Source organism: Kitasatospora sp. SC0581 (genome assembly GCF_048159585.1).
Classification (GTDB): domain Bacteria; phylum Actinomycetota; class Actinomycetes; order Streptomycetales; family Streptomycetaceae; genus Kitasatospora.
Genome location: NZ_JBLRWA010000004.1, coordinates 83,216 through 94,966 on the forward strand (window position 1 = coordinate 83,216; position 11,751 = coordinate 94,966).

At 74.1% G+C, this 11,751-nt stretch carries 9 protein-coding genes; 7 read left to right on the forward strand and 2 right to left on the reverse strand.

Annotation, left to right across the window (positions count from 1 at the left end):
• Positions 1-28 precede the first annotated feature (28 nt).
• The 4 genes from ACLWS4_RS09615 to ACLWS4_RS09630 all read left to right on the forward strand — a co-directional run bounded on the left by ACLWS4_RS09615 (position 29) and on the right by ACLWS4_RS09630 (position 4,949).
• Positions 29-622: a universal stress protein gene (locus ACLWS4_RS09615; RefSeq protein ID WP_079272610.1), complete on the forward strand. Its 594-nt coding sequence runs from the start codon at positions 29-31 to the stop codon at positions 620-622.
• Between the two features lie 126 nt (positions 623-748).
• Positions 749-2,203: a PLP-dependent aminotransferase family protein gene (locus tag ACLWS4_RS09620; protein WP_049658329.1), complete on the forward strand. Its 1,455-nt coding sequence runs from the start codon at positions 749-751 to the stop codon at positions 2,201-2,203.
• 163 nt (positions 2,204-2,366) lie between these two features.
• Positions 2,367-2,882, forward strand: coding sequence for a hypothetical protein (locus ACLWS4_RS09625; protein WP_063780349.1), 516 nt, complete (start codon positions 2,367-2,369; stop codon positions 2,880-2,882).
• Between the two features lie 660 nt (positions 2,883-3,542).
• Positions 3,543-4,949, forward strand: a complete 1,407-nt coding sequence (locus ACLWS4_RS09630) for a family 2B encapsulin nanocompartment shell protein (protein WP_074004908.1) — start codon at positions 3,543-3,545, stop codon at positions 4,947-4,949.
• An 887-nt stretch (positions 4,950-5,836) separates the two neighbouring features.
• On the opposite strand, the gene ACLWS4_RS09635 is transcribed toward ACLWS4_RS09630, so the two are convergent.
• Positions 5,837-6,529, reverse strand: coding sequence for a hypothetical protein (locus tag ACLWS4_RS09635; RefSeq protein WP_416873795.1), 693 nt, complete (start codon positions 6,527-6,529; stop codon positions 5,837-5,839).
• Positions 6,530-6,769: 240 nt separating this feature from the next.
• Here ACLWS4_RS09635 and ACLWS4_RS09640 point away from each other — a divergent pair, with 240 nt between their 5' ends.
• Together ACLWS4_RS09640 and yidD are read left to right on the forward strand one after the other, a co-directional pair.
• Positions 6,770-7,537 carry a DUF4239 domain-containing protein gene (locus ACLWS4_RS09640; protein WP_049660896.1) on the forward strand — a complete coding sequence of 256 codons (768 nt, stop codon included), beginning with the start codon at positions 6,770-6,772 and terminating at the stop codon, positions 7,535-7,537.
• Positions 7,538-7,685: 148 nt separating this feature from the next.
• Positions 7,686-8,243: a membrane protein insertion efficiency factor YidD gene (yidD, locus tag ACLWS4_RS09645; protein ID WP_241853092.1), complete on the forward strand. Its 558-nt coding sequence runs from the start codon at positions 7,686-7,688 to the stop codon at positions 8,241-8,243.
• 112 nt (positions 8,244-8,355) lie between these two features.
• Here the strand turns inward: yidD and ACLWS4_RS09650 are convergent, their stop codons facing one another.
• Positions 8,356-10,707: a glycosyl hydrolase family 18 protein gene (locus ACLWS4_RS09650; RefSeq protein WP_416873796.1), complete on the reverse strand. Its 2,352-nt coding sequence runs from the start codon at positions 10,705-10,707 to the stop codon at positions 8,356-8,358.
• A gap of 302 nt (positions 10,708-11,009) precedes the next feature.
• Here ACLWS4_RS09650 and ACLWS4_RS09655 point away from each other — a divergent pair, with 302 nt between their 5' ends.
• Entirely contained in the window at positions 11,010-11,684 is a 675-nt protein-coding gene (locus ACLWS4_RS09655) for a class I SAM-dependent methyltransferase (protein ID WP_416873797.1), read from the forward strand.
• Positions 11,685-11,751 lie beyond the last annotated feature (67 nt).

Below are 11,751 nucleotides of genomic sequence, written 5' to 3' on the forward strand. Positions count from 1 at the left end.
TCCCGGTGGCGGGCATAGCCTCGGCCCCATGAGCAACGACAGCGATGCAGCGGACACGGCGGACGCGGGAGAGGCGGCCGCCGGTGCGGGAGGGGCGGCCGACGCCGGTGCGGGAAGGGCCGCCGCGGCAGGGGTGCCGATCGGCGCCGAGGAGCACGAGGCCGCGGCCGCGCCCGCGGGCTTCGAGCTGGGCACCGACGGCCCCAGCGTGGTGCTGGCCGGCCTGGACGGCTCCGACTCCTCCTGGCGCGCCACCGCCTACGCCGCCGGACTGGCCCGCCGGCAGGGCGCCGTCCTCGCGGTGGCGTACGTCCAGCCGATCCTCGGCGCCGCGACCGCCCTGGCCGGGGCCGTGGTGGAGGAGACCACCCAGGAGATCGCCGAGGAGCTGCTGGCCGCCCTGCGCGAGGCCGAGCACCGGGTGCGCGAGGTGTGGAAGGTGGAGTGGCGCTTCCTGACCATGCGCGGCGACCCGTACACCGGCCTCGCCAAGCTCGCGGACGAGCTGCGCGCCGACGCCGTGGTGGTCGGCGTCTCCGAGCAGGCCGGGCACAAGGTGATCGGTTCGGTGGCGGTCCGGCTGGTCAAGGCGGGCCGCTGGCCGGTCACCGTCGTCCCATAAGGCGTGTGCCCCCAGCCTGAGGCGCGTGCCCTGAGCTGCGTGCCCCGGGCCTGAGGTGCGTGCCCGGCCCGGGGCCGGGTAGCCGCCCGAAGGGGGCCGGAGCGGCGGCCGGTAGGGTGCGTGACCATGACGGACACGCGGGGCACGCACCCCTCCGAGCCCGCCCACCCGACCGGCAGTGACCTGCACCTCGACCTCCCCGCCACCGGGGGCCGGCGTGCCGCGCTGATGACGGCCCTGCGCGAGGCGATCCGCAGCGGCAGACTGGCCCCCGGCACCCGGCTGCCGCCCTACCGCGCCCTCGCCACCGACCTCGGCCTGGCCCGCAACACCGCCGCCGAGGCCTACGCCGAACTCGTCGCCGAGGGCTGGCTCACCGCCCGGCAGGGCTCCGGCACCACCGTCGCCGAACGCGCCGAACCCGTCCCGAGCGGCCGGGCCCGCCGGCCCTCCCGCCGCCCCGGCCCCACCCACGACCTGCGCCAGGGCCAGCCCGACGCCTCCTCCTTCCCGCGCACCGCCTGGCTCGCCGCCGCCCGCCGGGCCCTCACCGCCGCCCCCAACGAGGCCTTCGGCCCCGGCGACCCCCAGGGCCGGCGCGAACTGCGCACCGTCCTCGCCGACTACCTCGCCCGCGCCCGGGGCGTGCGCACCGACCCCGACCGGATCGTGGTCTGCTCGGGCTTCGCCCACGCGCTGCGGCTGCTCTTCGACGGCGCCGCGCCCGTCCTGCCGCCCGCCGAGCACGGCCCGCTGGCCGTCGAGGCGTACGGGCTGGGCTTCCACCGCGGGCTGCTGGCCGCCGCCGGCGTCACCACCGTTCCGCTGCCGATCGACGAACGGGGCGCCCGGACCGGCGAGTTGGCGAACCACCCGGACGTCCGGACGGCGCTGCTCACCCCCGCCCACCAGTTCCCCACCGGCGGCCCGCTGCACCCGGGCCGCCGCGCCGCCGTGGTGGACTGGGCGCGCGGGCGCGGCGGGCTGGTCCTGGAGGACGACTACGACGGGGAGTTCCGCTACGACCGCCAGCCGGTCGGCGCCCTCCAGGGGCTCGACCCCGAACGGGTGGTCTACCTCGGCAGCGCCAGCAAGAGCCTCACCCCCGCGCTGCGGCTCGGCTGGATGGTGCTGCCCGACCACCTGGTGGACCGGGTGCTCGCCGCCAAGGGCGAGCGCGAGGGCTGGGCCAGCGCCCTCGACCAGCTGACCCTCGCCGAGTTCGTCGACTCCGGCGGCTACGACCGGCACGTGCGCCGGATGCGCCGCCGCTACCGCGAGCGCCGGGACGAGCTGGTGGCCGCCCTCGCGGCCCGCGCTCCGCACGTCGAGGTGTCCGGCATCGCGGCCGGCCTGCACGCGGTGCTGCGCCTGGAGCCGGGCACCGAGCGCTCGGTGCTCAAGGCCGCCGCCTACCGGGGCCTGGCCGTCGAGGGGCTCGCGGACTACCGGCACCCGGCGGTCGGGGAGGAGGCGATGCCCGCCGTCGACGGCCTGGTGGTCGGCTACGCCACGCCGCCGGACCACGCCTACCCGGCGGCGCTCGGCGCGCTCTGCGACATCCTGCCGCCGTGCGGGTGAGGGCCGCTCCCGGGAGCAGCGGCGAAGGATAGGCCCCCGGGCGCGCCCGTGGGGGCGGAACGAGAGCGGCCGGTGCGGGGTGTCCGCTCGCCGCTCCTGCGTCGGTACGGACCCGGGCCGAGGAGCACAACCCCGGCGGAGGCGGGGCCTACGCTCCTTGGTCATGCGCAGAACACATCCGCGTCGCGCCGCGCTCGCCGCGTGTCCGGCCCTCGTCGTCGGTCTGCTCCTCTCCGCCGCCCCTGCCGCCCGGGCCGACGGACAACTGCCCCTCACGGCCGTCTCCGACAAGCAGACGACGGTCCGGGGGAGCGAGTTCACCGTCACCCTGACGCTCACCAACCCGTACGACACCCCGATCCAGTTCGTCTACCAGAGCGTCCAGGAGACCTACGCCACGAGTCTGGAGACCGGGCTGAAGTTCACCGCGACCGCCTGCGGCACCCAGACCAACGGGTGCAGTGACAACGTCCACGGCGGCATCGCCCGGTACAACGTCCCACTTGCCCCCGGTGCCAGCAGCGCCTTCACGGTGACGTACGCCGTCGCCCCCGATTCGGCCTGCGGTCCCGGCACCCGGATCGACCTCTACTCCTACCTGTACTACGAGTACAAGGGCGGTGAGGCCAACAACTCGGGCATCGTCGGCGTCCCCGGCACCCAGGTCGCCTGCGCCTGACCCGCCCGCCTCGACCAGCCTGCCTCACCGGCCTGGTCACCCGCCTGGTCCGCCTGACCCGAATGACCCGGCTGGCCCGAATGGTCCGACCGGCCCACCGGTGTCATCGGCGGAGCACCACAGGCGCGCACCGTCCTCTCCGGCGCAGACGCCCACCGCACACCCCCCGTTCACCCGTCAGGTGCCGGCCTCCCCCGTGCCGGCACCTGACGGGCCGTTCGCGTTTCCCGTGGTCGGCCGCGGGGAGCGGCGGTCGGAGCCCGGCGGCGCGCGGGTGTCCGAACCGCCGGGACGGTGCGTCGGGTTGACGCCGGACGGTGGTCTCCGGGCCGTCCGGCCGGGCCCCGACCGGGGTGGAAAGGCCGTTGGCCGCAGGGGGATCGCCGGGGCGAACGGATGTTCCCGGAGTTTGCGGGGAGATGGGGGCGGACCGGGCAAGATTCACCCTATCGGGGGGTAGTGAGCCTTCGTTCGGGCTCCGTCGGGTCCTGATGATCTAGGGTTCCGGGTGGGCCGCCGGGAGACGGTGGTCGCCTTCTCGCGTAAATCGCCAACGCCCCCACCGATAAACGGATCTGATGATCCGTCATGGCATGCGTCAGGGCGGGCCGCTGTGCCCCTGGACGTGTGACCCGATCACAGGAATGGAGAGCCCTGCCGATGACCGTGGACACGAGCCCGGAGGCAGTGCAGGCCAAGCAGCAGAGCCTTGCGACGGCTGCTGCCCGGAACCTTGCCACCACGACCAAGTCCGCACCGCAGATGCAGGAGATCACCTCCCGCTGGCTGCTCAAGGTGCTCCCCTGGGTCCAGGCGGCCGGTGGCGCCTACCGCGTCAACCGTCGGCTCACCTACGCCGTGGGCAACGGGGTGGTGGAGTTCATCAAGACCGGCTCCCAGGTCCGGGTGATCCCGGCCGAGCTGGGCGAGCTGGCCCTGCTGCGCGGCTACGAGGACGAGGACGTCCTCACCGCCCTGGCCGACCGCTGCCAGCAGCGGGACTTCGGCCCCGGCGAGGTGCTCACCACCCAGGGCGAGGCCGCCGACAAGATCTTCCTGATCGCGCACGGCAAGATCAACAAGATCGGCACCGGCAAGTACGGCGACGACACCGTGGTCGGCGTGGCCGGCGACGGCGACCGCTTCGGCGACGACGCGCTGCTGAACCCGGACGCCGTCTGGGAGTTCACGGCCAAGACCGCCACCTCCGGTGTCGCCCTGACGCTGACCCGGGCGGACTTCGCCGCCATCCGGGACAACGCGCCCAGCCTCCAGGAGCACCTCCAGGGCTTCCTGGCCCTGCCGCTCCAGGCGCAGAACGAGCGCGGCGAGGCCGAGATCGCCATGTCGGCCGGCCACCACGGCGAGTACGAGCTGCCCGGCGCCTTCGTGGACTACGAGCTCAAGCCGCGCGAGTACGAGCTGAGCGTCGCGCAGACCGTCCTGAAGGTCCACACCCGCGTCGCGGACCTGTACAACCAGCCGATGAACCAGACCGAGCACCAGCTGCGGCTGACGATCGAGGCCCTGCGCGAGCGCCAGGAGCACGAGATCGTCAACAACCCGGAGTTCGGCCTGCTCAACAACGCCGACTTCGACCAGCGCATCCAGACCCACTCCGGCCCGCCCACCCCGGACGACCTGGACGAGCTGCTCAACCGCCGCCGCGACCCCGACTACCTGCTCGCCCACCCGCGGACCATCGCCGCGATCGGCCGGGAGTTCAACGCCCGCGGGCTGTACCCCACCCACGTCGACCTCGGCGGGCAGCAGGTGCCGGCCTGGCGCGGGGTGCCGATCCTGCCGTGCAACAAGATCCCGATCACCAAGGAGAACACCAGCTCGATCCTGGTGATCCGTACCGGTGAGGACAACCAGGGCGTCATCGGCCTGCACCAGACCGGCCTCCCGGACGAGTACCAGCCCTCGCTGTCGGTCCGCTTCATGGGTATCGACGAGAAGGCGATCATCTCGTACCTGGTCAGCGCCTACTACTCGGCCGCCATCCTGGTGCCGGACGCGGTCGGCGTGCTGGAGAACGTGGAGATCGCGCACCGCCGCAGCTGAGCGCGCAGAACGGTGAGCGCGGGCCGTTACCGGTCGGCTCGATGATCGTTTGACCTGATGACGGACGGCCCGCCCCCTGAAGGCGGGCCGTCCGCCTGACCGTGTCTGATCACTTCTGGTCGCACCCGATGGAACTTCCGTCGGGAACGCGACCGTACTCGACCTTTCCGCCCGTTCCGTCCGTCCTGCCCGTTCCTTCGCGGCCGGTCGGCCCGAGCCCGTTCCGTCCTCCCCGGACGATCCGAGAGGTGTGTGGAGCCCATGCCCCAGCGTCGGCAGATCTGCCGGATACCGTCCGGCGTCGCTGGGGGTGCGGCCCCCGGGCGGCGGGTACGGCTGATCGGCGCGGCGGCCGGCGTGGTCGCGATCTGCGCACTGGTCGGCGGTGCGACCGCGTCCGGCGCCGGGCATCCCGGGGGGTACCCGCACGGCCCGGTGGTGGACATCTGCGTGTGCGACGAGACCGACCTCTCGATGTCGGTGCGGCCGGGCGGACAGGTGACCGTCGGCGTGGACGTGGACGTGGACGTCCAGGTCGGCGCCGCGCCGGGCGTCGGTCCGGGGCACCACGGGCCCAAGCCCCCGCACGGGCACCACCCCTGCCGCACACCCAAGCCCGCCCCGAAGCCCACCGCGCCGCACTTCCCCCCGCCCCAGTTCCCCTCGGCGCACTTTCCGGCGCCGTCCGTCTCGGCGCCGTCCTTGTCCTCGCCGCCCTTCTCCTCGCCCTCGCGTCCGGCGGGGCTGCGGAGCGAGCCCGGACGGCCGGTCGAGGGGCAGGGTGGCCCCGGGCAGCTCGGGCCGGGCCACGACGACGGCGATGACGACGAGTACGACGACGGGTACGGCGACGACGAGTACGGCGACCACGGCTGGCACCACCACCATCACCACCACCATCCGTGCCCGAGCCCCAGTCCGAGCCCGAAGCCCACACCGAGCCCGACGCCGACCCTCACCCACACGCCCAGCCCGACGCCGACTCGGACTCCGACCCGCACCCCCACACCGACCGCCACGCCGTCGCCGACTCCCACGCCGTCACCGACTCCGAGCCCCACGCCGAGTCCGAGCGCGAGCCCGAGTCCCACGCCGAGCGCGAGCCCGAGCCCGAGCCCGAGCCCGAGTCCGAGCGCGAGCCCGAGTCCGAGCCCTACCGCCACGGCGTCGCCGACCTCACCGTCCCCCAGCCCGACGCCGTCCCCCAGCCCGTCGCCCGCGTCGCCCGCACCTTCGGCGTCCCCGGCTCCTTCGGTCCCGCCCTCCGTGCCGCCGTCGGCACCCGCACCGGGGCCCTCCCCGGCCGCCCCCGCGCCGGCGACCCCGGCCCCGGCGGCGCCCGCCCCCGTACCGGCCCCGCCACTCCCCGTTCCGGCGGCTCCCGCGCCGGCGGTCCCGAGCCCGGCCGCGCCCGGTCCGGCGGCCCCCAGCCCCGCGGCCTCGCCGAGTTCGGCCCGTCCGAGCCCGCTGTGGCCGACCCCGTCGGCGCAGCCGGTGTTCCACGCCCCCAGGGCGAAGCCCGCGCCCATGGCCCGGCAGCACCAGGGCACCTCGATGACCACCATGCTGCTGGTGATCATGGTCCCCGGTGTGCTCGCGGCGGCGGCCCTGCGCCCGGGCCGTGGTGGCCGAGGACGCGGCGGCCGTTCGGGCCCGTCCTGACCGTCCCCTGACGGCCCGCCGACCGGTTCCCGGTCGGCGGGGGCCCGTCCTACCGCCCGGTCCCGAACCGAACCGAACCCGAGCGGGCCGAAGCGGTCGGGGGCCGCCCCCTTGAGCTTTCCGTTCCGTCACAAGCCAAGCCAGAGAAGGGAGTTCCCATGTCCGAGTGGGTGGCGTTGATCATCGCCATGGCGTCGGCCTGTGCCGTCGTGATGGCGGTGGTGGTGCTGAGGCAGCGCCGACCGATCGAGGAGAGTGCCGACGAGACCCCGGATGTCATCGAGTACATCACGATGATGATCGGGGTGGTCTACGCGATCGTCCTCGGTCTCGCCATCGCGGGTGTCTGGGAGGCGCGCGGCGCCGCCCAGGACGACCTGTTCCGCGAGGCGCAGTCGCTGCGCGAGATCAGCGACCGTGCGGTGATCTACCCGGCGGAGTTCCGCGACCAGGTCCGGGCCGACGTGGACACCTACGTCTCGTACGTGGTGAACACCGAGTGGTCCTACATGCAGGAGACCGGTGGCATCACCGAGAAGGGCGACCAGCTGCTCCAGAAGCTCCAGAACGACATCGCCACCCGCTCGCCCGCCTCCGACCTGGAGTCGCAGGGCTACCAGCCGATCATGGACCGGGTCAGCCAGGCGTCCGAGTCCCGCAACTCGCGCGGACAGAACGCCGGGCCGACGATGCCCGGGGTGGTCTGGTTCGGCCTGATCGGGGGTGCGGTGGTGACCGTCGGCATGCTCTTCGCGCTCCAGATCCGGCGTACGCCGAGGGAGTTGACCCTGGCGCTCTGCTTCAGCGTGCTGATCGCCTTCCTGCTGTTCATGATCTGGGACTTCGACAACCCCTTCTCCCGGAGCGTCTCGGTGACCACCCAGCCGTTCGAGGACCTCTTCCCCTCGCTCAACCTCGGCGGCTGAGCCGGTCTCCGGCCGCTGCTCGCCGGTCGCGGGCCGTTGCTTGCGGGCCGTCGGCCGCAGGGCGGATCCGGGCAGATGATCTTCGGATAATCTTGCCCGGATCGTCGGGGGTCGGCCCCCGGCGGCGAGAACGAGGAGATCGTCAGCAGTGTCCGACCCGACGCCGGATCTCGGCGCCCACTTCCCGCCGGCCCGCCCGGAGCGCGCCTGGTGGTGGCTGCCCGCCTCGGAACGGCTCCGGCGGAAGAAGCAGCGCCGGGCCTGGGAGGACTACCGGGAGCGCTACCGCAAGGAGGACCACGCCAAGGCCCAGCGGCGCAAGCGCGCCCGGGACGAGGGCGCGGACTGCTGCGTCGACGGCTGCTGCGAGTTCGCCGACCCCTGCCTGATCGCCCTGATCCCGGTGATGATGGTCTCCGGTGTCCGGTTCGCCCTCACCGGGGCGCGCGGTCGCCGGGCGGCCGATCCGTCCGCCCCCGCCCCGCGCGGGTTCGCGGCCGGGGTGCTGTACGGCGCGGTGCGCTACTACCGCGCCGAGGTCAGCCCCCGCCGTCCGGCCTGCTGCCCGTACACGCCGTCCTGCTCGACCTACGCGGTGCGGGCGCTGCACCGGCACGGTGCGCTGCGCGGGGCCCGGCTGACCGCCGGGCGGCTGCTGCGCTGCCGCCCGGGCGCGGGCGGGGCGGACCCGGTGCCGCCGCGCTGAGCCGCGGCCGGCCGGGTCGCGACGGCCGAGCCCGGGACGGGAAGACCGCGGATGGCCCGCGCGGAGTCTCCGCGCGGGCCATCGCTCATTCCTGACGAAGCGTGACGAAACGTCAGCGAAGGCTGCTGTCCATCGAGTTGAGCATGGTGCCGGAGGCGTCGTCGTTCTCCAGGGAGAAGGCGAACAGCCCGCCCAGGCCCTTGGCCTTGGCGTAGGCCCCGCGCGCCTGGACGGCCTGCGGGGTGTCACCGGTCCAGAAGTTGGTGCCGTCGTAGACCCAGCTGCTCTCGGTGACCGGGTCCCAGTGGGTCTGGGCCGCGGTCGGGTTGAGCTCCTTCCAGGCGGCCAGGCCGGCCTCCTGGCTCAGCGGCTTCTTCGCCGTCGGGCCGGTCGCGCTCTGGTACAGGCCGTAGTTGGAGCCGGCCGGGACGCCGGTCCAGCCGCGCCAGTAGAACGGGATGCCCAGCACGATCTTGTTCGCGGGGAAGCCGCCGGGGATGCCGTACTCGGGCAGGCCGGTGGTGTACGCGGCGAGCGTGGTGTCCACGTTGTACTTGCGGGTGCCCGGGGTGATCGGCGTGGTCGGGTCGGCCGGGCTGTCGTGCAGCGGGTCCTGGTGGTTGGTCGGGCCGGTGGCGTCCCACGCGCCGTGCATGTCGTAGGACATCACGTCGGCGTAGTCCAGGTAGGCGCCGATCTTGTCGGTCTCCAGCTGGGCGACCTTGTCCTGGCCGCTGGGCAGTGCGGCGGTCAGCAGGTAGCGCTTGCCCTGGGCGGCGCCGAGGGCGTCCAGCTGGGTGCGGAACTCCTTGAGCAGCAGGGTGTAGTTCTGCTTGTCGGCCGCGGAGTAGTGGTTGCCGGTGTGGCCGCCGGCCGAGCCCGGGTACTCCCAGTCGAGGTCGACGCCGTCGAAGAGGCCCGCCGCCGAGGCCGCGCCGCCGGAGGCGTCACCGGCCACGCCGGTCGGCAGGTTCCCCTTGAGGAACATGTCGACGCACGAGGAGACGAAGGCCTTGCGGGAGGAGTCGGTGGCCGCCGCGTCGGAGAAGTACTTGGAGTACGTCCAGCCGCCGATCGAGATGGTGAACCGCAGGTTCGGGTACTTGGCCTTCAGCTGGCGCAGCTGGTTGAAGTTGCCCTTGAGCGGCTGCTCCCAGGTGTCGCTGCTGCCGTCCACGCTGGTGGCGGAGCCGTAGTCGGCCTGGTAGTCGGCGTAGGCGTCGCCCGCGCCGTCACCGGCGTTCGGGTTGGACTCGTTGGCCGAGTCGGAGGCCTTCACCGCCTGGAAGCAGGTGAACTTCGTCGGGTCGATGTTGGCGAACGCGTAGTGGACGACGTCCAGCTTGCCCGCCGCGCCGCTGGTGTCGACGTTCTTGGCGTTGTACGCGTTCTCGTAGACGCCCCACTGGTCGAAGTAGGCGGAGCGGATCGGCTGCTGGGCGGGGGCGGCCGCGGTCGTGGTGCTCACCGGCGCGGACTGGGCGGAGGCGTGGCTGCCGGAGTAGCCCTGGACGCTGAAGGTGTAGCTCCTGCCCGGCAGCAGCGAGCTGACCGCGACGGAGGTGCCCATCGAGGTGGCGACCAGCTGGCCGTTGGACCACACCTTGTAGGCGACCGGGCCGTCGCCGCTGGTGAGGGTGGACGGCTGCCAGGTGAGCACCACCGCGTTGGAGGTGGTCCTGGTGACCGCGAAGCCGGTCGGGGTGGTGACCTTGCCGTCCCCGGCCGGGCCGCTCGCGGTGGCCGTCGGGGTCGGGGTGGTGGTCGTGGGGGTGCCCGTCGGGCTGCCGGTCGCCGTCGGGCTCCCGGTGGGGCTGCCGGTCGCGGTGGGGCTCGCGGTGGCCGTCGGGCTGGCCGTGGCGGTCGGGCTGCCGGTGGTCGTCGGGCTGGTGGACGAGGTGGGGCCGGCCGGGCCGGTCAGCGTGAGGTCGTCCGCGTAGTAGGTGCCGGTGCCGTACCAGCCGTGGGTGAAGACCGTGACGGAGGTGGTGGTGGCGCCGGTGGTGAAGGTGGTGCTCAGCTGGTTCCAGCCGGTCGCGCCCGGCGTCCAGGCCGAGGAGTTGACGCCGGTGCCGGTGGCGCCCAGGTAGACGTAGCTGCCCTGCACCCAGCCGGCCAGGGTGTACGTGGTGTTCGGCTGGACGGTGACGGTCTGCTGGCACTGCGCGGTGTCGCCGGCCGAGGCGGCGCCGGCGAGCGCGCGGCTCCCGCCGTGCACCGGGGTGGTGACGACCGAGCCGTTGGAGCAGGTCCAGCCGGCCAGGGTGCCGGTCTCGAAGTCGCCGTTGGCCAGCAGGTTGACCGGGGCGGCCGAGGCGGAACCGAAGGTGAGGGCGATGGCGGCGCCGCTGGTGGTCAGCGTGGCGGCCAGGGCCAGTGCGGTGGCTCTTCTGCGCTGGGCGGCCCGGCGGTCGCGCTCCCCGGCGGGGTGGGCGGGCCGTGCGGGCGTGACGCGGTCGTGCATGCGGTGGGTCCTCCGGATGTGTGGGGGGTTCCGGCGGTGCGGTGGCCCGGGACGGGCCGAGGGGAGCCGGCCCGGGCGCGGTGGGGGCGCGCGGGCTGGTGACGCGTGCTGACGAGCGGTGTGCTGACGAGCGGAGTGCGGACGCGACGGGCGGCCGACCCGTGCACGTCACGACTGAACAGATTGGACTGGACCAATATTCGCCGTCAAGGGTGTCCGCCCGCTGGACCGTTCCCTGCCGGGTCGGCGGCGGCCCGGTAGGTTGGCCGGTACGAGCAGGCCCGTCGAACGGAGGACGCGCGATGGACAGCCAGGACTGGGACGACCGCTACGCCGCGAGCGAGCTGGTGTGGGGTGCCGCGCCCAACCGGTGGGTGGTCCGCGAACTGGCCGGGCGCACTCCCGGCCACGCGCTGGACCTGGCCGCCGGAGAGGGCCGCAACGCGATCTGGCTGGCCGCCCAGGGCTGGGAGGTCACCGGACTGGACTTCTCCGCCGTCGCCCTGGAGCGCGCCGAACGGCTCACCGCCGAGCTGCCCGACGAGGTCGCCGACCGGCTCACCTGGCGCCACGGCGACGCCCGCGCCTACGAGGCCCCCGCCGCCGGCTACGACCTCGTCCTGGTCGCCTACCTGCAGATCCCCGCCGCGGAGCGCCGGGCCGCGCTGCGCCGCGCCGCCGACGCGCTCAGCCCCGGCGGCACCCTGCTGGTCATCGGGCACGACCTGAGCAACCTCACCGAGGGGGTCGGCGGCCCGCAGGACCCGGCCGTGCTCTTCACCCCGGAGGACGTCCTGGCGGACCTCGCCGACCGCGGGCTGCGCACCGTCCGCGCCGAGCGGGTGCACCGGACGGTCGACGGCGAGCCGGGCCACAAGGGCGCTGCGGGCGCCGAGAGCGGCGAGAGCGCCGAGGCGAACGGGGGCGGCCGGGTCGCGGTGGACGCGCTGGTGCGGCTGGAGCGGAGCGGCGGATGACGGGCGGGGGCGCCGGCGGGGCCTGCCGGACGGCTGCGCCCTGATCCGCCTGGCGGCGTACGACAAC